This is a genomic window from Paenibacillus andongensis, from assembly GCF_025369935.1.
Classification (GTDB): Bacteria; Bacillota; Bacilli; order Paenibacillales; family NBRC-103111; genus Paenibacillus_E; species Paenibacillus_E andongensis.
Genome location: NZ_CP104467.1, coordinates 6,035,354 through 6,056,495, shown reverse-complemented (window position 1 = coordinate 6,056,495; position 21,142 = coordinate 6,035,354). Strand labels below are relative to the sequence as shown.

The 21,142-nt window shown below is 44.7% G+C and carries 18 protein-coding genes; 16 read left to right on the top strand and 2 right to left on the bottom strand.

What is annotated here, in order from left to right:
* Positions 1-74: 74 nt before the first annotated feature.
* The 6 genes from NYR53_RS27115 to NYR53_RS27090 all read left to right on the top strand — a co-directional run bounded on the left by NYR53_RS27115 (position 75) and on the right by NYR53_RS27090 (position 7,082).
* A complete protein-coding gene (locus tag NYR53_RS27115; protein WP_261302205.1) occupies positions 75-890 on the top strand; it encodes an RQC-minor-1 family DNA-binding protein in 816 nt (271 codons plus the stop codon).
* A gap of 38 nt (positions 891-928) precedes the next feature.
* Positions 929-2,695: a LytS/YhcK type 5TM receptor domain-containing protein gene (locus tag NYR53_RS27110; RefSeq protein ID WP_261302204.1), complete on the top strand. Its 1,767-nt coding sequence runs from the start codon at positions 929-931 to the stop codon at positions 2,693-2,695.
* Entirely contained in the window at positions 2,682-3,446 is a 765-nt protein-coding gene (locus tag NYR53_RS27105) for a LytR/AlgR family response regulator transcription factor (protein ID WP_261302203.1), read from the top strand. The genes NYR53_RS27110 and NYR53_RS27105 overlap by 14 nt, the downstream gene beginning before the upstream one ends.
* A 135-nt stretch (positions 3,447-3,581) precedes the next feature.
* Positions 3,582-3,899: a DUF485 domain-containing protein gene (locus tag NYR53_RS27100; protein ID WP_261302202.1), complete on the top strand. Its 318-nt coding sequence runs from the start codon at positions 3,582-3,584 to the stop codon at positions 3,897-3,899.
* Positions 3,896-5,416 carry a solute symporter family protein gene (locus NYR53_RS27095; protein WP_261302201.1) on the top strand — a complete coding sequence of 507 codons (1,521 nt, stop codon included), beginning with the start codon at positions 3,896-3,898 and terminating at the stop codon, positions 5,414-5,416. Before NYR53_RS27100 ends, NYR53_RS27095 begins: the two co-directional genes overlap by 4 nt.
* 139 nt (positions 5,417-5,555) lie before the next feature.
* Positions 5,556-7,082, top strand: a complete 1,527-nt coding sequence (locus tag NYR53_RS27090; protein WP_261302200.1) for a solute symporter family protein — start codon at positions 5,556-5,558, stop codon at positions 7,080-7,082.
* A gap of 1 nt (position 7,083) precedes the next feature.
* On the opposite strand, the gene NYR53_RS27085 is transcribed toward NYR53_RS27090, so the two are convergent.
* The gene (locus tag NYR53_RS27085; RefSeq protein ID WP_261302199.1) at positions 7,084-7,884 is read right to left on the bottom strand and encodes a WYL domain-containing protein; all 801 of its coding nucleotides are present in this window, start codon (positions 7,882-7,884) and stop codon (positions 7,084-7,086) included.
* On the bottom strand, positions 7,859-9,184 hold the full coding sequence (locus tag NYR53_RS27080) for a helix-turn-helix transcriptional regulator (RefSeq protein WP_261302198.1): 1,326 nt from the start codon (positions 9,182-9,184) through the stop codon (positions 7,859-7,861). Before NYR53_RS27080 ends, NYR53_RS27085 begins: the two co-directional genes overlap by 26 nt.
* Positions 9,185-9,347: 163 nt before the next feature.
* On the opposite strand from NYR53_RS27080, the gene NYR53_RS27075 reads away from it, so the two are divergent.
* The 10 genes from NYR53_RS27075 (at position 9,348) to NYR53_RS27030 (ending at position 21,119) form a co-directional block, all read left to right on the top strand.
* On the top strand, positions 9,348-10,760 hold the full coding sequence (locus tag NYR53_RS27075) for an RtcB family protein (protein ID WP_437180200.1): 1,413 nt from the start codon (positions 9,348-9,350) through the stop codon (positions 10,758-10,760).
* Positions 10,761-11,261: 501 nt separating this feature from the next.
* Positions 11,262-12,377, top strand: a complete 1,116-nt coding sequence (locus tag NYR53_RS27070; RefSeq protein WP_261302196.1) for a slipin family protein — start codon at positions 11,262-11,264, stop codon at positions 12,375-12,377.
* 311 nt (positions 12,378-12,688) lie between these two features.
* Positions 12,689-13,474, top strand: coding sequence for a nucleotidyltransferase domain-containing protein (locus NYR53_RS27065; RefSeq protein ID WP_261302195.1), 786 nt, complete (start codon positions 12,689-12,691; stop codon positions 13,472-13,474).
* Positions 13,475-13,489: 15 nt separating this feature from the next.
* A complete protein-coding gene (locus NYR53_RS27060; RefSeq protein ID WP_261302194.1) occupies positions 13,490-14,911 on the top strand; it encodes an RtcB family protein in 1,422 nt (473 codons plus the stop codon).
* Positions 14,908-16,215: an AAA family ATPase gene (locus tag NYR53_RS27055; RefSeq protein ID WP_261302193.1), complete on the top strand. Its 1,308-nt coding sequence runs from the start codon at positions 14,908-14,910 to the stop codon at positions 16,213-16,215. The genes NYR53_RS27060 and NYR53_RS27055 overlap by 4 nt, the downstream gene beginning before the upstream one ends.
* A gap of 175 nt (positions 16,216-16,390) precedes the next feature.
* On the top strand, positions 16,391-17,245 hold the full coding sequence (locus NYR53_RS27050) for a sugar phosphate isomerase/epimerase family protein (RefSeq protein WP_261302192.1): 855 nt from the start codon (positions 16,391-16,393) through the stop codon (positions 17,243-17,245).
* Positions 17,246-17,249: 4 nt separating this feature from the next.
* On the top strand, positions 17,250-18,272 hold the full coding sequence (locus NYR53_RS27045) for a Gfo/Idh/MocA family protein (protein WP_261302191.1): 1,023 nt from the start codon (positions 17,250-17,252) through the stop codon (positions 18,270-18,272).
* 57 nt (positions 18,273-18,329) lie between these two features.
* Positions 18,330-19,100 (top strand): glucosamine-6-phosphate deaminase, encoded by a 771-nt coding sequence (locus tag NYR53_RS27040; RefSeq protein WP_261302190.1) that lies wholly within the window; start codon positions 18,330-18,332, stop codon positions 19,098-19,100.
* Entirely contained in the window at positions 19,090-20,271 is a 1,182-nt protein-coding gene (locus NYR53_RS27035) for an N-acetylglucosamine-6-phosphate deacetylase (RefSeq protein WP_261302189.1), read from the top strand. Before NYR53_RS27040 ends, NYR53_RS27035 begins: the two co-directional genes overlap by 11 nt.
* Positions 20,268-21,119, top strand: coding sequence for a sugar phosphate isomerase/epimerase family protein (locus NYR53_RS27030; RefSeq protein WP_261302188.1), 852 nt, complete (start codon positions 20,268-20,270; stop codon positions 21,117-21,119). Before NYR53_RS27035 ends, NYR53_RS27030 begins: the two co-directional genes overlap by 4 nt.
* Positions 21,120-21,142 lie beyond the last annotated feature (23 nt).

Sequence of the window (21,142 nt, the reverse complement as noted above, 5' to 3'; positions counted from 1 at the left end):
ACTAGAATGAGTCTGCAAAAGAAACTGTTGATTGAAGCTGGTTAATCCGACATTAGTAGGAGGAACGGCTGTTTATGGCCACATTGAATCATAAGAAGAAGCAGTCAAAACCGGAGCTGGAAGCTAGTTTAAAAGAAGAGGAAATCCGTTATATCCTTCACGCGGCAGATAGTTTGATCGGTAGTGGAGGAAGGAGCATGTTGGCCAAAATTTTAAAGGGCTCACGCGATAAAAAGCTGTTGGAGCTGGAATTGAACAAGAATGTCGCCTATGGCTTCTATAGTTACTTGACTCTAGAGCAAATTACAGAACGAGTCGATTGGATGATCAAGAATGATTTTCTTGGGTTGGAGTACAATCGCGATATGCCCCTGCTTATTTTCACAGAAAAAGGATGGCTGATCCAATGCGATCAGCTGACTGACCTGCTGCTGCATCAGTGGAGCCAGTGGATTGAAGCCGGAATTGGCGATATAGATATGTCCTATCTGAAAGATCGCAACCGAGGCATGATTTTGCTTTTCTTACAGAAAGTTGCGGGCACTTCGGATGAACGCTTCATTCCACTGCTCAAGCGATGGCAGCTTGTCGATTATCAGAAGGTGAAGAAAGCGATAATGGAAGTAATTGCTCATCTTCAAAATAAGGGGGAGAGTCGCCTAGTTTTAGAAGGTGCAGCACCTCAAATGGATATGACTTCCAATCTGTTCCATCAACCGCGCGAAGCGGAACGACTTAAATGCTGGGAATGCGGAAAACGTTTTGAATGGAAGGTAGAGGAACAGGATGTTTTCCGCATGCGTGGCTGGGATCCACCAAAACGTTGTTCTTCTTGCCGGGATGAACGCCGTTGGCAAAAAGAAGGCTACACATGGAATGATTTTGATTAAGCCATCGTGTTATCGTGTTAACTAGCAGGAGGGGGAATATGGAGGCGCTTGCACTTCTGCTTTTTGAGCGTATGGGTATTCTGTTGATCGTGACGTTTATCCTGACGCGAATTCCTATCGTACGTCAGCTTCTGGACAGAAAAATGTCCGTTATGAATACAATTTATTTCATTTGTTTATTTGGTTTGTTTGGCATTCTTGGCACCTATGCAGGAGTGGTGATCGAGGGGGGAGTCATTTCATCTTCCTTTTGGATCTTTCCTCTGCAGGCCGATCAAGCATTAGCCCATTCCGCTCTGGTTGGCGTTGTCATCGGAGGTTTAATGGGAGGTCCGATTGTCGGGATCGGTGCAGGTTTAATTACGGGATGCCACTTATATATGATGAGTGGATTTACCGGTTTGGCAGGCGGAATCGCCGCTCCGCTGATCGGATTGTTAGCGGGCGGAGTGGCGAGATTCTTCTTGCAGGAACGGGTCATTTCTCCAGTTAAAGCCATTTTTATCGGCATGTTCGCGCCCATCGTACAGATGGGAATCATCCTTATTGTATCAACGCCATCCGAGAAGGCTATTGAACTTGTGGATTTGATCGGCATTCCGATGGTGCTCACGAACAGCATCTCCATCGCGATATTCACAACCATGCTGCGTGTTGTATTTCGGGAAGAGGAACGCGCGGTTGCTTATGAAACACAGCGCGCCCTGCATATCGCAGAAGCTGCGCTGCCACATCTGAAGCAGGGACTGACCTATCAATCGGCAGATGCGATTGCTTGGTTGCTGCTAAGGGAGCTTAAGACAGCTGCGGTTGCAGTGACCAATACGCAGAACATTCTTGCTCACGCTGGGCTCGGGGATAGGATTCTCATACCCGGTGAGCCGATTCGCTCTGAGCTTTCACGACAAGCCATTGGTACAGGTAAGCTGCAAATCGCTCTGAACCACGAGGACATCCAACCGAATCATAGAACACTTCGGGCTGCGATCATAGTTCCGATCAAGCAGGCTGGACATGTTGCCGGTTTGATCAAGCTATATTTTAAAAAACCACAGGAAATTCGTTCGGTTGAAATCGTACTTGCAGAAGGATTAGGCAAACTGCTGTCTTATCAGCTTAGTGTTGCCATGCATGAGAATATGGAGGCATTAATGAAGGAATCCGAACTAAGGATTCTGCAGTCGCAAATAAATCCTCATTTTTTATTCAATACATTGAACTCCATTGTCTCCTTAATTCGAATTGAGCCTGATATGGCAAGGCACATTACCATGCAGCTTAGTACTTATATGAGGCTTAACATCAAGCTTATTGCGTCCCATACCATTTCGATCCAACAGGAAATCATGCACCTTAGGTCGTATTTGGAAATTATCCAGATTCGATTCAAGGATCAGATCACGATGGAAGTTCAGTTGGACTCTGATTTGCTGATAGCTATGATTCCTCCCGTTACACTGCAGCCCTTAGTTGAGAACTGTATCAAACATGGATTGAAAGATAGGAATCACGGGGGGCGAATCCGAATACAAGTGTTGAGCTGTAAGGATACTTTACAAATATCAATCGAAGATAACGGGAGCGGCATACGTCCTGAAGTGATTGAGCAATTAGGCAAAGTACCAATAAATAGCAGCGAAGGGAACGGGATAGGTGTTTACAATGTCAATCAACGACTAATCGGCTTATTTGGCCAGGAATCAAGGCTTTTTATCGAAAATCATGTAAATGGCGGATGTAGATTTTCATTTAACATTCCTGGGACAAGTACGGAGAGGAGGGTATACGCAGATGAGAACCATTAAGGTCATGATTGCTGAAGATGAGTGGCTGGCCCGTAAAGAGCTGATCTATCTGTTGGGGATGGAAGAAGATGTTGAGTTGATGCCGCATGCCTCCAACGGTAAGGAGTTATTGGAGCTTGTGAAAGAATGGGAGCCAGATGCTATATATTTGGATATTCAAATGCCGGAATTAGACGGCGTGCAAGCCGCCCAAATGCTAAAAATGGCTGCGCATGCGCCCCTAATTGTATTCACAACGGCCCACGATGACCATGCGGTTGAGGCGTTCGGGTTGAATGCTGTTGATTATTTACTTAAACCTTATAGTCACGAGCGTCTCAAGGAATCACTGGATCGGATTCGCAGCAAGCTTTCCAATAGCCCACTGATGGCGGAATCACGGCCAAGCAAAATGCAATTTTCCTCCAAAGCAAGGAACTGGAATAAGCTATTGATCATAGATGGGGAGAAGCATGTCCTGCTTGATCCTGAGACTATCCTTTATGCCGAGAGGGAAGAGAAAAGCATCCATATTTATACGTTTTCCAACCAGATTTATATGTCCAAAATGAGCCTGCAGGAGCTAGAAAATAAGCTCGGGGAACTGCCTTTTTTTCGTCCTCATCGCAGTTATTTAGTTAATTTAAATGGTATCGATGAATTAGTTCCATGGTTCAATGGCGCTTTTAATTTGATTTTGAAAAATGAAAGAAGAACGCAAATACCCGTTTCGCGGGAGATGGCCAAAGAGTTGTTTAGGCTGCTCAAATGAAAGTGAAACCGTTTAAAACTCCCTTTTAGGCAATTCAGGCGGGGAATATGACGATTCGCGACAGTCTTCATACAAAGGACGGAAATTCGCATATAATCAAGCTGAAGGCGCTTACATTTAAGGGGGGACGTGCAAATGTCAAACAACAAGCCAATACATTATGGGGAAGTGGCACAATCTGAAAAATTCAAGGAATTAATCGGCAGCAAAAAGCGATTTATCATTCCGATGACGATTTTTTTCCTTCTTTTTTATTTTACACTGCCTATCTTAACCTCTTACACCAAAGTACTGAATAATCCGGCAATCGGCCCTATTTCATGGGCATGGGTGTACGCTTTTGCACAGTTTCTGATGACTTGGGCGCTATGTATCATTTACTCCAGGAAATCCAAGGAATTCGACCGAAAAATTGAAGAAATAAAATCGGAAACTGGGGGTACTTCGTTATGAGTCCAACTGCCGTCATTCTATTTCTTTGTATTATTTTGTTAACGATGATTATTACGTATTATGCAGCTAAGAAAACGGATAGCTCGAATGAATTTTATACGGGCGGCGGTGGTTTAACGGGGTGGCAGAACGGGCTTGCGATTGCCGGGGATTATATGTCGGCAGCCTCCTTCTTGGGAATCGCAGGGACGATTGCCTTGACTGGATTTGATGGATTCTTCTACAGTCTAGGTTTTCTAGTTGCCTATCTTGTCGTCCTCTATTTAGTAGCGGAACCGCTTCGAAATCTGGGGAAATATACGATGGCAGATATGATCGCAGCGCGATTTGCTAACCAGAATGTTCGTGGGGTTGCCGCATTAAACACGATCACTATTTCCATCTTCTATATGATCGCGCAACTTGTAGGAGCGGGTGCTTTGATCAAACTTCTATTCGGATTTAATTACTATACCTCTGTATTAATCGTGGGTATCTTGATGACCATCTATGTGGTATTTGGCGGAATGAGAGCCACGAGTTGGGTGCAAATTACCAAAGCGGTCCTTCTGATGGGTGGGACGCTGATTCTATCACTTATCGTTCTAGCGAAATTTAATTTCAGTATTTCCGAAATGTTTACCCAACTGAAAACAGCGACTCCATTGAAAGAGGCGTTTTTAAATCCGGGTAACAAATATAAGATTCCGGTTGAAACGCTCTCGCTTAACCTTGCCTTGGTGCTCGGAACTGCTGGATTGCCGCATATTCTTACTCGTTTCTATACAGTTAAAAATGCGGCTACAGCAAGAAGTTCTGTTGTCTCGGCAACATGGGTTATCGGTATTTTCTATGTCATGACCTTATTCCTTGGCTTTGGAGCTGCAGCATTTGTTGGCGCTAAGGATATCACAGCGATTGATAAAGGTGGGAACATGGCTGCGCCGCTGTTAGCCAAAGCACTAGGCGGGGACTTCTTGTTTGCCTTTATTTCAGCGGTTGCTTTTGCTACGATATTAGCGGTCGTTACCGGATTAGTGCTTTCTGCCGCTTCGGCCTTCTCCCATGATTTTTACGGACAAATCGTTCGTAAAGGCAAAGCGACGGATAAGGAAGAATTGAAAGTAGCCCGTTTCGCTTCGATTGGTGTAGCCGTGCTCTCGATCATCTTTGCACTGTTTGCTCAAAAGCTCAATGTTGCTTTCCTAGTATCTATTGCCTTCGCTGTTGCGGCAAGTGCTAATTTGCCAGTCATTCTCTTCACTGTCTACTGGAAAAGGTTTAACACGACTGGTGCGATTGTCGGTATGTTAAGTGGACTATTAAGCTGTATCCTACTTGTTGCCGTGGGCCCAAATATTTGGGGAGAGGCAGGGAAGGCGATTCTGGTGGGCAATCCGCTTATTAATTTGGCTAATCCTGGCATTATCTCCATACCGCTTGGGTTCCTTGGAGCTTTTGTTGGAACGATGCTTTCCACACAAAGAGACGATGTGAAATATACGGAAATTAATGTAAAAGCAAATACGGGTATGTAAGCAGCCTATTCTCTTGAACGCCAAAAACATGCAGTCAGCCTTTCTTAAGGCTTGCTGCATGTTTTTGCTTTTTTTGAGCTTAAATATGATATTCTCTTAGTAGTAAATAAAGAGCAGCCAAGAAAGGAATCGGTTCATTATGAATTTTTTCGCGTTTGTCTTTTTCGTGGCCGTAGTGATTGGGACGCTAGTTATTACGTACCATTCTGCTAAACGTACAATGAACACGAATGACTTTTATGTGGCTGGAAATCGACTCACTGGCTTTCAAAACGGGCTGGCCATTTCCGGTGATTATATGAGTGCCGCTTCTTTTCTTGGTATTACGGGGACAATTGCCATTTATGGCTTTGATGGTTTTTTCTATTCTATAGGCTTCCTAGCATCCTACGTGGTTGTTCTCTATATCATCGCAGAACCACTGCATAATCTAGGACGTTTTACGATGGCAGATGCGATCGCAGTGCGGTTTCAAGAGAAGAATCTTAGAGGTTGTATGGCGATTAACAATATCTTGATCACGATTTTTTATATGATTGCTCAATTGGTTGGCGCAGGGGGGATCATTCATTTACTGCTTGGGGTGCAGTATTCCTCTGCCATCCTTGTAGTGGGCAGCTTGATGACCATTTATGTGGCTTTCGGTGGTATGCTTGCTACTTCTTGGGTGCAAATTATCAAGGCTATTCTACTCGTGTGCAGTACTTTTATGATCAGCCTGATGGTACTTGCCCGATTTCATTGGAATATTTATGATCTGTATATGTATGTTTCGCAGGCCACTCCGTTAAAGGAGAAGTTTGTGCAGCCTGGGAATTTATTTTCGGGACCCTTGGATACGCTTTCCTTTAATCTGGCTTTGGTATTGGGGACGGCAGGACTGCCGCACATCATCTCCAGATTCTATACAGTCAAAGAGGCGCAGACCGTCAGGTCTTCCGTCATTCATGCCACTTGGCTAATCGGCGCTTTTTATGTGATGACCATCTTTCTTGGTTTTGGTGCAGCGGCCTTCGTTGACCGAACATTATTATTAGGCGAGGACAATATGGCGGCGCCTTTACTTGCCAAGGCACTTGGCGGCGAGTTTTGGATGGCGTTCATTTCAGCGGTTGCTTTTGCCACGATTCTGGCTGTAGTCTCGGGGTTGGTGCTGGCGGCTACGTCCGCCTTTTCCCATGATATTTACAGCAGTATATTGAAAAAAGGAAAAGCCACGGAGGCCCAGCAAATGCTGGTTGCCAAATGTTCCGCAGTAGTGGTCGGTGTATTGTCTATCATACTTGCTTTAGGTGCCCAGCGGTTAAACGTGGCATTCCTTGTCTCTCTGGCTTTTGCAGTAGCTGCTTCTGCGAACTTGCCCTTACTTGTGCTTACGCTGTACTGGCGCAGATTCAATTCAACTGGTGCCATAATCGGACTGTTAACGGGACTTATCGCTTCGATCTTATTCGTGATTCTAAGTCCCAATGTGATGGATCCATCGTCAGGCTGGATTCGTTGTGAAGCGCTGTTCCCTTTGAATAATCCAGGGATTGTTTCTATTCCGCTTGGATTCCTTGGAGGGATCCTGGGTACCTTGCTAACTTCGAAGAAGAATGATCCGGATCATTACGATAAGATGATGGTTCAATCCCAATTGGCACGGGTGGAATTGAGTGAATAATCTATGTTTCCTCATACCTAGCCAAAGCTTTTTTGGCCGATTCAAGCATTCTCCTTTGCAAATGATCGCCTTGGGTGACACGCACCCGCTTGCCCAAGAAACGAAGTTTGCTAAGGACATATTCGGCTTCATTATTTAGAAAAGTTAATCGGATTGTATACGTTTCTCGAATTTCATCATAATCAACTTGCTTCTCAAAGCAAGAGAAGGCATATAAAATCCGCGATAACTCCCGATTGTATTCCTTTATAACCTCAATCGTTGCATGAATCTGACGTTTTTGCAGCAGTTTCTCTATGTCTAAGCCAATTTGGGCGACTCGCTCAGCAGAAATGGTCAATTCTTTGATCGATTCAATCTTGTCGAGCTTTGAACTCATCATCGCCCGATGTCTGATGTGATACCAGAGCAAGTACCATTCTTTTTTTACCAAGGAATACTCAAGCTTATAGGGATAAGCCATTTCATTGGTAAAAGTCCGATCATCCTTCACTTTGTAAGTAAGTTGGATAGCAGTTTGTCTTATAATGAATCGACGTAATGCGCGAAGCATCGGGTGATAGACCTGCTTCTCCTTACTTCGAGCTTTTTCAACAAAGGCTTCAGCAAAATCCAAGGTGTTCTCATCAACTAGCACAGATTCAAGCTTTTCTAGTGTTACTGGGGTGAAGGCATAGGACGCTGAGGGGTGGTTAAGCATGGTCTTCAGCCATGACCTTTCCTGTGAGGTGATCATGAAAGTGCCCGAATCCTCCAGCCGCGTGATCATTTGATAGTTAAATATTTTCTCGAACAGGTTCATAATACGCCTCAAGCTCCTTCCACTCCGATATCATCTCATTCCGAAAATAGAGGGGTTCAAGCACCTCGCAGCTGGATCCGAAGCTTCTAATCCAAGGCTTAATTTCCGTAGTTCCATTAACCTCTATCTCGAAAATAAACCAATCTGTCGTCTCTTCCGTAATCTCTCCCCACTGCCCCTGAAGCAGGACGCGATCTTTAATGAAATTCGGCCCCGTATCACCTGGGTTAAAAAATCTTACTTTCAAGGTAACCGATCGTCCGGTATCAAGAACCCAACTATGCTTTATACTCTCTTCCAATACACTTTTCTTCTCATCAAAAAGGATGGAGTCGACACGCTCACCATGCTCAATCTGAGTCATGCCTTCCATCCGATATTTCTTGATGCCATGCCGTGAATCATAAGCGAGAAGGTACCATCGTCCATATTGGTGATCGTAGACAATTTTGAGCGGTAATGTTTTTTGGAGCTTCCCTTCCATTTCACGTTCAAATAAGGGATTTGTATTTTTCGAAGAATAGGATTGCGAATTTTTGGGCGAAAAGTATAAGAAATCGATCTTGCAGCGATTTTGAATAGCTGATAGAAGGATGGACAGATGCGCTTCATCCAAAATACGTGAATGATAATGATATTTATAAAGGAATGGTTCTATGGATGCTGGTTCCGATGAGGTCCGATTCATATGCTTTTTAAGCCCATCTCGCAGTAAATAGCCTTGAACGGACGGTACCTGCGTATTCGACATCACATCGATAAAATCATAAAGGTCAATTAGCTCATCAAGTGTAAGCTCTTGGATTAAATCATTATGTATGCGATAACGATAGGGACGTGGTCCGGGTTCTTTTTTGATGACACCGACTTCTTCCAGATATTTTAAATCGTTTCGAATCGTCTTCTCGTCAGGAAGAGAGGAATCCGTTTGGATATCTTTACAACATACGTCCAGGAGTTCAATAGCGGTAAGGGGCTGCACATTCATAGTAGCAAGAAGCGTAGATATTCGCTGACTTTCGGATTCTTTCAATGACTTTGCTCGAAATAAGAACAGCAGCATAGGATCAGTTGAATCGAAATAGCTGTAACGAAGCATCTCGGCGAGTTCTTTCTTTTGCATATCTGGCGCCTGTTGATACATCGAAGCTACGATTTCTTTTAACCGACGTAATGTTTTATCAAAAGTATGGACCGAGATACCCAGCCTCTCCGCAAATTGCTGACGACTATATGCCCCGCTAGTGAGGACAAGCATACGCAGAAATTGAATTTCTTTATCAAAGCTTTCCTTAGCCATTTGAATCCCTCGCTCTTCAATTCAACCTTTAACTATTGTAACAGGGGAGAGATATGGAGAAAATGGAAAACTTTTCACCTGTCGTCATACTTTCACCATGTTCACTCCATCTCAAATAAGCGAAGATAGCTTTAGAAGAAAAACGGAGGTTAACCAAATGGATATGAAAACAAAGATACACGGCGGTAATCATTACGAAATGACATTAGAGCATGGTAATCTTCATGTTTTTGCTAATACGGATGTGTTCCAATCCTTTGAAAACAAAGTATTTGAAATGGCAGATAATAACCTGCGGATTCCGCGAAGTGTGCATATGAGCTACACCCCGGATGCCCATGTTGGTATTGGTACTTGTATTGGGACAACGGCAGTCTGGAGCATGAAAGACGGGTTCGTTTCCCCTTCAATTGTTGGCGTAGATATCGGCTGTGGCATGCGCGTGCATATGACATCCCTGCACAAAAGTGATATTCAAGACAAGGGAATTCGTAGAGCGCTGATCAAAGCGATCGAGAAATATGTTCCAACGAATGAGCGTACGAATACGAATTACTCGGATATCGATATCATGGATGTCGTTCAAAACGGATTAAAAGGACTTCCTGAGAAATATGTTCCGAATGAACAGTGGCTTACACATGTTGAAGAGTCTTCGTTCAAATTCGACCACGCCTACCTTGAGAATTTGCCTGCAAAAATCCGTAAGTATGCCCATGGACAGCTTGGGACGCTTGGCGGCGGGAACCATTTTATAGAGATTCAGTATCTAGAAGTGGCAGAGGCACATAAGGATTTAGCTGCAAAATGGGGCTTGTTCGACGGTCAGGTTGTCGTCATGATTCACTCTGGTTCTCGTGCATGGGGAGCTATGTTGGGGCAAGAATTCACCAAAGTGTTCAGAGAAGTAATGAACAGTTGGGGTATCGTAAATCCGGATCGGAATCTCTTATATGCGCCAATTGCAAGTCATGAAGGGCAAACCTACTTAAATCTGATGTATTCCGCACTGAATTTTGCAGTAAGTAATAGACATATGATTGCTTTCGGTGTTCGTGAAGCTTTTAAAGAAGTGTTTGGCGGGGATACTGAAATGCCGGTACTCTATGACCTTATGCATAACTATGCATTAAAGGAATTTCACCGCAATCAATCCATGCTCGTTCATCGAAAGGGAGCGACAAGAGCGCTGCCGCCAGGTCATTTTCTGAATACAGCTGCCTATAAAGAAACTGGGCATCCGGCATTAATCCCGGGTTCTATGGGGACCTCATCTTACATTATGGTGGGGAAAGAGGAAGGGCTGAAAAACTTCTACTCCATCTGTCACGGTGCGGGGAGGGCAAGATCACGGAAGGCAACGAAAGAGCTTGTCACCGTCGATCAATTCGCGCAATCGATGAAAGTTGGTACGGAAGATGAGATTCTGGTTAATCATCGTTCCCTGCAAACGATTCTTGATGAATGTCCACAAGCCTATAAGGATGTGGATCAGATTATTGATAGTGTTGTGGGCGCGTCGCTAGCAGATGTAGTGGCGACTTGTAAGCCGATGGTTGCGATTAAAGGTGTTTAAGAAAATCTAGTGATGATAGACGTCAATGGACGTATAATCATAAATTTGGATGTATGTACGGATGACTTTACTAAGGCTAGGATTTCAAATAGTCCGGCAGTGCTCACACATCCCTATGTGTTTGTATACTGTAATGTTCATTTCGGCGTGCATTCCCCTGGTGCAGGGGTTCGAATCCCCTATCGTGTGGAACGATTAGCTCAGTGGTAGAGCACTCGACTTCAATCGAGCGAAAAACATCCCCTATTGATCGCGTACTGGAGTCTTCTGTGGCTTTGAAATTGCACACTGCACTAAGGCTATGCAGTCTGCAGATACCGATTACACGAATGTTTACAAAAGTTTGTTAAGAATTGGACGATAAACGGTTTGATTGTGAAACTCGACAACTCCAACTAATTTTCAAATGGCTGTTATTCATTTCTTGTACTCTTAAGCAGAATTCCGCCCTAATTGCAGGAAGACTCCAAATATGTGATCCATTATTCAAGGAGGTATAACATGTTTAAAAAAGTGACGATACAAAATGACGAACGAGGACTGCTTTTTCGTAAAGGCAGTTACTATAAATGCTTACGGCCTGGAACATATCGGTTGTCTCCATTTTCGGATGATAACGTTATTATTCTTAATATTACGCAGCCTTTTAGCGTAAAAGGAAAAGACCTTCTGCTGTTTATGCATGACGAAATACTCATACAAGAGCTGGATATCGTGCTTGTCCAAGACAATGAATATGTGCTGCATTATGAAGACGGCAAATTTGTTGGGGTGTTGATAGCCGGGAACTATGCTTTTTGGAATGTTTTGAAAAAGCACACTTATCTTCGTGCGGATATACGTAATCCTGAATTACCAAAGGAAATTGATCCAGCTATCATTCCAAAGCTAATTGGTTACTATCAGACGTTTGATGTGGCTAGTCACGAAAGTGGAGCTTTGTTTTATAACCATGTTATGCAAAAGGAGCTGGCACCCGGAAAATATTATTTCTGGAAGGGACCTATAGGAGTCGCGGTGAAAACCGTCGATCTGCGCCAACAGCAAATGGATATGACGGGGCAAGAAATGATGACGGAGGATAAGGTAACACTGCGACTCAACTTTGTGTGCCAATATCGCATTTTGAATCCGCTTAGAGCTCTTGAAATCAAGTCGTTCGAAGAGCAGATGTACATTCAGCTGCAGCTTATTTTGCGTGAGTATGTAGGTACATTGAAGTTAGATGATTTGTTGAAAATGAAACAGGAAATCACCGTTTACGTTTTGTCGCGCTTGAATGAGAAAAGTCTAGATTATGGCGTGCAGTTCTTATCCGCAGGTGTGAAAGATATTATTCTGCCGGGTGATATTAAGGATATTCTGAATACGGTCTTGTTGGCTGAGAAGAAGGCTCAAGCCAATCTCATTACGCGGCGTGAGGAGACAGCTTCTACACGAAGCTTGCTCAATACGGCTAAGCTTATGGATGAGAACCAAACCCTGTTTCGTTTGAAGGAGCTTGAGTTTCTGGAGAAGATATGCGAGAAAATCGGGACGATTTCTTTCAACGGTGGAGGTAACCTACTAGAGCAGCTGAACTCGCTTGTTGGAGATAAAAACATTTCCAAGCAATGATAAATTATATTAATGGGCACGATCATTATAATTAATCTTTCCCGTCACAACAGATTGACAGTTCTTAGGTTTGACTCGTATGATGTTTGTAAATGAATGGAAAGGAGGCCGACGAAATGATTCGCAATCAAATTTCTATGAATAACCTGACAATTGAAAAGCAAAGCATATCATCGGTCTCAACCGGACTTATGACGAATACGTAGGTACTCCTTGAGTAGGCCTAGTTTAAATTTGACATGATAAAGCCGTAGACGATGTTGGTCTATGGCTTTTTTGCGTCCACATCATACGAAGAAAGGGTGAGTCCCATGACATTTTTTGATACGAGAAAAATAGATAGTGAGCTTAAACGAATTGAACAAGAGGAAGGCGTTCGGATCCTCTATGCTTGTGAATCGGGTAGTAGAGCCTGGGGATTTCCTTCGAAGGACAGTGATTATGATGTGAGGTTCATCTATGTAAGACCCGTAGACTGGTACTTATCTCTATTCGAGAAACGAGATGTTATTGAGCGTCCGATCAGCGATCAGCTCGACATTAACGGTTGGGATTTGAAAAAGGCACTGAACTTGTTTCGGAAATCGAACCCGCCCTTACTCGAATGGCTGCAGTCTCCGATTCAATATTTGGAGCAATACGGTGTAACGGAGAAAATCCGCGAGCTTTCACCGTTAACTTTTTCTCCACGGTCCAGTATGTACCACTATTTGCATATGGCCAAAGGGAACTTTCGGGAATATTTGCAGGGTGAGTATGTGAAAATCAAAAAGTATTTCTATGTGTTGCGGCCAATACTAGCTTGCCAGTGGATTGAAGAGCGCGGCAGCATGCCGCCGATGGATTTTGAGGATCTGGTGGAGCAAATGCTGCCGGAATCGAAATTAAAACAAGAAGTATATACGTTGTTGACGCGTAAGAAGGCTGGCGTCGAGTTCGACTTAGAGCCGAAAATTACAGTAATCAACGACTATTTAGATCGACAAATCGCTTATTTTGAAGAAACTGCCAAACATATCGCGGTCTCTGGAGAAAAGCAAGAAGCAGCATTAGATGCTTTATTCCGAGATGCGCTGAGGGAGGTTTGGGGTTCGTAGAGAGGAACAAAACGTATGAAAGAAAACTATATTCAACAGGTCCAGCTCCCATCGGGAGTTGTGCATGTATACGCAGGACCTGAATTATTTAAAGCTTTGGATTATCAAGTTTTTCAAATGGCTAACAACAATTTGCAGATTCCAAATCAAGTGTATATGAGCTATACACCTGACGTACACGTTGGTGTTGGTACTTGCATAGGCACGACAGCAGTATGGAATACGCATGACGGATATGTATCACCGTCCATTGTCGGTAGCGATATTGGCTGTGGCATGAAGGTGCATATGACGAATTTGCACAAGGCTGACCTGAAGGATGTGAAGCTGCGCCGCAAGCTGGTGAAGACGATCGAGAAGTACTTACCCGTGGAAGACCACGTACGTGGACATTTCTCGGACATCCGATTGGAACACATCGTCACCAAAGGGCTGCACGGACTTTCAAAGAAGTATATTCCCGACGGCTATACGCCGCGCAAGGCGACTTCGCTTACACATGTAGAAAGCAGCAAATTTACTTTGGATGAAAATGCATTGAATCGATTTCCGGACAACGTATGGCATCGGTCACATCGCCAGCTGGGGACGCTTGGGAATGGGAACCATTTTGCGGAGATTCAATCCATAGAGATTGCGGAAGAGAACCGTGAGGTGGCTGAAGCATGGGGACTATTTGATGGTCAAGTGGTCATTATGATTCATTCGGGCTCGCGTGCATGGGGTGGCTCTGTGAGTCAATATTGCAGCAATGATATGATGAAGGTCATGCGGATGAACGGATTAGGAACAGCGGATCCAAAGCTGCTATTTGCGCCATTAGATCATCCGACAGCTCAGACTTATGTAAATTTGATGTATTCAGCGCTCAATTATGCGGTTGTAAACCGCCATCTCATTGCCTATGCCATTCGTGAGGCTGGTAAGGATGTGTTTGGGTCGAAGTTTGAAATGACGACGCTTTATGATCTCATGCATAACTATGCTTGGGAGGAAAAGCATGAGGGGGAGTCCTATTTTGTGCATCGCAAAGGGGCGACGAGGTCGCTTCCGGCAGGCCATTCAAGCAATCCGCAGCCTTATTTAAATACAGGTCACCCAGCGTTGATTCCCGGTTCAATGGGGACAGCATCCTACATCATGGTAGGAGCCCCAGGCGGCAAAGCCAACTTTCACTCCATCTGTCATGGTGCAGGACGAATTCGCTCGCGCAGCGCGACGAAAAGATTGATAACTTTAAATGAATTTGCCTCTTCCATGCGAGTAGGTACGGATGAGGAAATTGTTGTTAACCAAAGGTCGTTAGAGTCAATTCTAGATGAATCACCTCAAGCTTATAAAGATGTAGATCAAATTATTGAAAGTGTTGTCGGAGCGGGATTGGCTGAGGTTGTAGCTAAATGTAAGCCCATGGCGGCAGTAAAAGGTGCTAAATGAATTATTTTCAGGGAGTAAGTTTGGAGGAATCAGCAGTAGTAACATTTTCGAATAGGTCGGAAGGCCGCTCGCTTTCAGCATATAGGGACTATGCCTATGTGCTGGAACGCATTCAAAATGTGCTTAGTGATAAATATGAACAGCATTTTGAAGCTTATCTGAGTGATGACAGGAAAGAAGAGTATTGGGAGCTGTTGGAGCAGGATGTGAAAACCGGCAGTGATGATGTGCATTTCGTCACTAGAATCTTCGACCATATGGAATCACGTGCATTCGGAATGGATGCGGAAAGTGAAGTATCGGCCTATCGGACGTTTCCTACACTGCGCAATAACGTTTTCGCTTACCCATCCTGGGGAATCGCATTAGCTAGAGTGCCTATCTTTCGTATGAATGGCGTTGGAGAAGAGGATTTTGTTTTTGCTGTGGATGATGAGAGTCTGCTCTGTTTTTTAGAACATGCCCGGCAGCGGCGTAGGGATTTGGACCGAAGACAAGTGACTGTTTTCACGGATGGCCCTCATGGCATGGAGAAGGAATTAGCTCCTATTACACGCATGGTCGACCGTTCGGAGGTCATTATGAAAGACGAAGTGAAGACTGATATTTATCGCTCTATCGATCAGTTTTTTGCTGAGGATCGTGCTTTTTTCAAAGAGTATCAGCTTCCTTACAAAAGAGGTGTTTTGCTTTACGGCAAACCTGGCAATGGAAAAACGACGCTAGTCAAATCGATTGCCGGCAGTGTGAAGGCTCCTGTTGCTTATTGGCAAATAACGGAGAATACGGGTAGCGAATCTATTCAAGAGGTGTTTCAAGCTGCGGCGAACATGGCGCCAATGATTCTTGTTATTGAGGATATCGACGCTATGCCTCAGCGGGCGAGGTCGTACTTTTTGAACATTTTGGATGGCGCGACTTCCAAAGAAGGCATTTTCCTCATTGGGACAACGAATTATCCGGAGCAAATTGATCCGGCACTTATGAACCGGGCAGGGAGATTCGACCGTGCTTATGAAATCAAGCTTCCAGATTTAGAGCTGAGACAAATCTATTTAGAACAAAAGGGGATAGGGAAGCTTCTGAGCGAAGAGTTGATTCGAGTAACGGCGAAACAAACGGAAGGGTTTACTTTTGCCCAGTTAAATGAATTGTATGTATCGGCTGCGCTTCATAGGCATTATGAGCAAAGCGTGAATATTGAGAAGCTGGTGAAATCGATGAAGTCGGATCTGCATAAAGGGCAAACGATGTCATGGATGAAAGAAGATTCAAATGTAAAAGTTGGGTTTTTGGTTAGTTGAAAATGTGATGACAAATAAGGATTTGTCCGAAGGACGGAGTGTATTGCTTAAAAAATGTAAATATACTTCGAAAAAAACGTCAACTTTTCACAAAACTTAATTGATATGATAAGAATCAAGTAACAAGAAGGCTAAGTACTGTGGTTAGAGCATAAAGAATGGTGGGATATAAATCTTGATATTGGAACGATTAGGTGTCTTGACGGATGAGGTCTCAGCAAATTTCGAAGAAGCGTTGGATTGGGCAGTCGAACAGGATTTAAAGCATGTAGAAGTTCGTGTCATTAACGGACAGAATGTTGTCACTCTTACTGACGATCAAGCCATCGAAGTGAGGCGTCAGGTGAAAACCCGCGGGTTATTCATTTCGGCTATCGCTTCCCCCTTGTTTAAATGTGCGCTGGATCCAAGCAGACCGATTGCCGCCGGAGATACTTTCGGTCAGAAAGAAGAGAGCGTTGAGGCACACTTTGTTAAGCTGAATCGCGCGACTCAGCTTGCTAAGCTGCTTGGCACAACACGGGTTCGTATTTTTTCGTTTTGGCGTGAAGCGGAACCGCAGCTTTATAGGGAAGATATTGTCCATCAGTTGCGGCAAGCTGCTCAAGAAGCCCGGAGTGAAGGTATACAGCTTTTGCTCGAGAATGAGCCTTCCTGCAATGGCGGCTTTGCGGAAGAAGTGGCTGAAATTGTGCGCAGTGTCGATTCGCCCGCTTTAAGGGGTTTATGGGATCCGGGCAACGAGGCATACGGTGGTCGTGAAGCATTTCCCGCAGGTTACGAATTCATGAAGGACGTTTTGGCTCATGTTCACCTTAAAGACTCTTATGTAACTGCAGACGGAACAGCACGTTGTGTGCCACTTGGTTCAGGCAGCGTGCCTGTGATTCCACATCTCAAAGCATTGTTGGCAGACGGATACGATGGACTCTTCACGATCGAAACGCATTACATTCCTGAGGGCGGCAGTCAGATGACCGGAACTCGTATGACGCTCGATGCGCTGCGTTCGCTACTAAGTGAGGTATAGCAAAATGAAAACGTGGAGATTTGGCATTATTGGATGCGGATCCGTCGCTGACTTTCATATTGAGGCCATCCGCGAGATCGAGGATGCAAGCTTAACCTTTGTTTCCAGCCGCAATGAAGCAAGAGTGAAAGCGGTTGCGAAGCAGGAGAATTGTGTTTGGACGACTGATTATCAAGAGTTGATCCATAGTCCGGATGTAGATATCGTCTGTGTGACGACTTCAAGCGGAAGTCATGCCCGCATTGGGCTAGATGTTTTGAACGCTAGAAAGCATCTAGTGCTGGAAAAACCGATTGCGATGAATACACATGATGCTTCAAAACTAGTACGCACGGCGAAAGAACGAGGGGTTACACTGTCTGTTATCTCCCAACGGCGCTTTGAAGCCCAGCATCAAGCAGTCAAACGTGTGTTAGATGAAGGAGCAATTGGCAGACTTCTACTCGTGGAGGCATCATTGTCATTTTCTCGTACGCAAGCCTATTATGACGCAGCCGATTGGCGGGGGACGATTGCCGAGGATGGTGGCGTTCTTATGAATCAAGGTATACACGTGTTGGATCTGTTGCTTTGGTTTGCCGGAGAGATTCATACGGTCTTTGGTAAAATAGCCACTCAAACGCATCAAATCGAAGCGGAAGACTTGGGGCTAGCAATTTTGCAATTCAAAAACGGTGCTTTCGGCACGATTATGGCTTCAACCAACATCCAACCAGGGTTCCCGGCAACCCTTAATCTCTATGGGGAAAAAGGGACTATTAAGTTGGAGGGTTCTTCCATTGTTCACTGGACTGTTCCAGGCATTAGCGAGCCCAACTGGACCCAAGCGAGAATATACGGAGGGATTTCTGATCCACGCAGTATTGTTTCTGATTTTCATCAAAGCCAGTTTATTGATGTGATAGCATCAATCGAAAGCGGCATACAACCTCTCGTTACTGGCGAGGACGGATTAAGGGCCGTGCAATTGGTTGAAGCCATCTATGAAAGCTCGGCCAAAGGTGTTCAGCTCATTATGGAAGTATAGCATCCTGAAGGATCTCTTTCGCATAGTTATTCGGATGATCGAGAGGAGTATGGAAATATGAATGAAATACCAATTGCCTATAAACAAACGGTAGATTCTTTGAAGGTTAAAGTATTTAACGATCGTCGTGCATTAGGGGCTGCTGCAGGCGCTGAAGTTGCTGCAAGGATCAAGCAATTGCTGTCCATAAAACAGGGCATTCGAATCATTTTTGCAGCGGCACCGTCACAAAATGAGCTTTTGACCTATTTGTCGGAGGATGAATCGATTGACTGGGCCCGAATTACAGCGTTCCATATGGATGAATATAACGGTTTGCCGATAAATGCGGCGCAAAAGTTCAGCCGTTTTCTCAGTGAGCGTCTGTTTGATCAAGTAAAGCCGGGTAAAGTGCATCTGATTGACAGCTCGAATGAGAGCGAGGAAGAATGCCACCGTTACGGAGAACTGCTTCGTCAGGCACCCATCGATATCGTGTGTCTTGGAATCGGTGAGAACGGGCATATCGCATTCAATGATCCACCAGTCGCTGACTTTAATGATCAGAAGGTTATCAAAGTGGTTGAACTGGATGACGCTTGCAAGCAGCAGCAGGTGAATGACGGTTGTTTCTCTTCCTTCGATGAAGTCCCCACTCATGCGCTTACACTGACTATCCCGACTTTGTTCTCTGGATCCCATTTGTTCTGCGTAGTCCCTGGGCCTACGAAACGTAAGGCGGTTGAGCGTACGCTTAACGGATCCATCTCAACGGAATGTCCGTCTACGATATTGCGGCAACATCCGGATTGTACTCTTTACGTAGATAGGGATTCTTATGGGAATTAAAGGCATGAACTTCGAAGCTATTCATTATGCAACGGGTGAGCCTATCTCGATCTGCATAGAACAAGGGGTTATTCGGAGCATTGAGTCGATCAGATCGGAGTACTCAGAATCGTCAAAGTTGGCTATTGTCGCTCCAGGACTAGTCGATCTGCAGATTAATGGTTATGCAAGTCATGATTTTAATCAAGTGCCGTATCCTGACCAGATGGTTAGTGAAGTGATTCGCAAGCTTTGGCAGGAAGGGGTGACTTCCTGCTTTCCAACGGTCATTACAAACAGTGTTCAAGCCATTCAAGAAGCTTTGGAATCGATAGCATTAGCATGCAAACATGATCCAGTTGCAGATCAAGGAATTGCCGGCATCCATCTAGAGGGTCCGTTCATTTCGCCGAATGACGGTGCTCGTGGAGCCCATAATTACGATCATGTTAGGCCTCCGGATTGGGAGTTGTTTAACCGTTGGCAGGAAGCAGCCGGTGGACGAATCCGTATTATCACGCTGTCACCAGAATGGCCGAACAGCGCTCCATTTATCGCCAAATGTACAGAAAATGGTGTAACCGTTTCGATTGGACACACATCCGCGACACCGGAACAAATAGGTGAAGCGGTGGAAGCGGGTGCTCGGATGTCAACTCATCTTGGTAACGGTGCTCATCTGATGATGCCTCGCCATCCTAATTATATCTGGGAGCAATTGGCTCAGGATCGGTTGTGGAGCTGTGTGATCGCTGATGGTTTTCACTTGCCTGATCAGGTATTGAAGGTTGTGTTTAAAGTGAAAGGTACCCAAGCTATGCTGGTAAGTGATGCGGTTTCCTTAAGCGGACTGCCGGCGGGTACTTACACAACGCACATAGGCGGTTCCGTCGTTTTAACGTCAGAGGGCAAGTTGCATCTTGCTGAAGACGAGCACCTCTTAGCTGGATCGGCGCAAATGCTGCTCAAGGGCATTGAGCATGTTACGAACCGGGAGCTTTCAGAATTAGCGGATGCTTGGGACATGGCTTCAGTAAGAACGTCCCGTTTTATGAAGCTACCTTCAGCTGCAGGCTTAACTCCAGGAGCACCGGCCGATTTAGTACTGTTCCGTAGAGAAGGAAGCCGAATTCGGTTGGAACGAACATTTAAGTTGGGCAAACAAGTCTTCTTGAGGGAGGAAAAAGAATGAAATTTGCTGCATTTAGTGGCGTATTTTTGGAGCATAGCATTCAAGAGGCGATGCTGTTATCCAAACAGCTAGGCATGGATGGTATTGAAATTGCCGTCCGCGAACACCATCTATCCTCAGCAATCAGCCAACCGCGGATCAAAGAAATGAAAGCACTGTCCGAACACTTGGAGCTCGAGATTCCTGTCTTGGCCACCTATACAGGTGGGTTTTCTACGGCAAGCGATATAGAATCCGAACGGACGTTCGAAGAATTTCAAAGGCTGCTTGACATTGCAAATCAGCTAAGTGCCTCGATGGTTCGTGTCTCACCAGGGGGTCCAAATGCCTTTATGGCACATGATTACCACTACGTTAAGGCGGCTTACTGGCTCAATCGTTGTGCGGAAGAAGCGCAGGCACATCAAATCAATATTATTATGGAAATTCATAATCAATCACTCATTGAAACCGTAGAAAGCAGCTTGCGTCTACTTGACCTAATCGCTTACGATAATATTGGCATGATCCATGATGCGGGAAATATGTATATAACTGACACCGATTACGGCCGCGATTCCGTATTGAAATTGGGCAAGCATTTATTTCATGTGCATGTTAAGGATGAGCTGCGTGTCAGTGAAGTTGGCGTTCCGGGCACGTTTATCAATACGACCCACCGAGGTGAAGAGATATTTCTTCAATGCCGTCTTGGCGAAGGGGAGGCTGATCATCAGCCGCTGTTTGAAGCTCTTCTCGAAACGGGCTATGCCGGTTGGGTGACTTTGGAGTGCCATGCCCCATTTCCTGCTTATGAACGATTGGCACACGATTTTCAATTTGTGAAGAAGCTGATGAGTCCATCATAATGACATGATTGTAGGTGGTTGTA

Excerpts from the sequence above, each read along its gene's own strand:
- NYR53_RS27115 (WP_261302205.1), top strand. The coding sequence starts at position 75 with ATGGCCACATTGAATCATAAGAAGAAGCAGTCAAAACCGGAGCTGGAA.
- NYR53_RS27110 (WP_261302204.1), top strand. The coding sequence starts at position 929 with ATGGAGGCGCTTGCACTTCTGCTTTTTGAGCGTATGGGTATTCTGTTG.
- NYR53_RS27105 (WP_261302203.1), top strand. The coding sequence starts at position 2,682 with ATGAGAACCATTAAGGTCATGATTGCTGAAGATGAGTGGCTGGCCCGT.
- NYR53_RS27100 (WP_261302202.1), top strand. The coding sequence starts at position 3,582 with ATGTCAAACAACAAGCCAATACATTATGGGGAAGTGGCACAATCTGAA.
- NYR53_RS27095 (WP_261302201.1), top strand. The coding sequence starts at position 3,896 with ATGAGTCCAACTGCCGTCATTCTATTTCTTTGTATTATTTTGTTAACG.
- NYR53_RS27090 (WP_261302200.1), top strand. The coding sequence starts at position 5,556 with ATGAATTTTTTCGCGTTTGTCTTTTTCGTGGCCGTAGTGATTGGGACG.
- NYR53_RS27085 (WP_261302199.1), bottom strand. The coding sequence starts at position 7,884 with ATGAACCTGTTCGAGAAAATATTTAACTATCAAATGATCACGCGGCTG.
- NYR53_RS27080 (WP_261302198.1), bottom strand. The coding sequence starts at position 9,184 with ATGGCTAAGGAAAGCTTTGATAAAGAAATTCAATTTCTGCGTATGCTT.
- NYR53_RS27075 (WP_437180200.1), top strand. The coding sequence starts at position 9,348 with ATGAAAACAAAGATACACGGCGGTAATCATTACGAAATGACATTAGAG.
- NYR53_RS27070 (WP_261302196.1), top strand. The coding sequence starts at position 11,262 with ATGTTTAAAAAAGTGACGATACAAAATGACGAACGAGGACTGCTTTTT.
- NYR53_RS27065 (WP_261302195.1), top strand. The coding sequence starts at position 12,689 with ATGACATTTTTTGATACGAGAAAAATAGATAGTGAGCTTAAACGAATT.
- NYR53_RS27060 (WP_261302194.1), top strand. The coding sequence starts at position 13,490 with ATGAAAGAAAACTATATTCAACAGGTCCAGCTCCCATCGGGAGTTGTG.
- NYR53_RS27055 (WP_261302193.1), top strand. The coding sequence starts at position 14,908 with ATGAATTATTTTCAGGGAGTAAGTTTGGAGGAATCAGCAGTAGTAACA.
- NYR53_RS27045 (WP_261302191.1), top strand. The coding sequence starts at position 17,250 with ATGAAAACGTGGAGATTTGGCATTATTGGATGCGGATCCGTCGCTGAC.
- NYR53_RS27040 (WP_261302190.1), top strand. The coding sequence starts at position 18,330 with ATGAATGAAATACCAATTGCCTATAAACAAACGGTAGATTCTTTGAAG.
- NYR53_RS27035 (WP_261302189.1), top strand. The coding sequence starts at position 19,090 with ATGGGAATTAAAGGCATGAACTTCGAAGCTATTCATTATGCAACGGGT.
- NYR53_RS27030 (WP_261302188.1), top strand. The coding sequence starts at position 20,268 with ATGAAATTTGCTGCATTTAGTGGCGTATTTTTGGAGCATAGCATTCAA.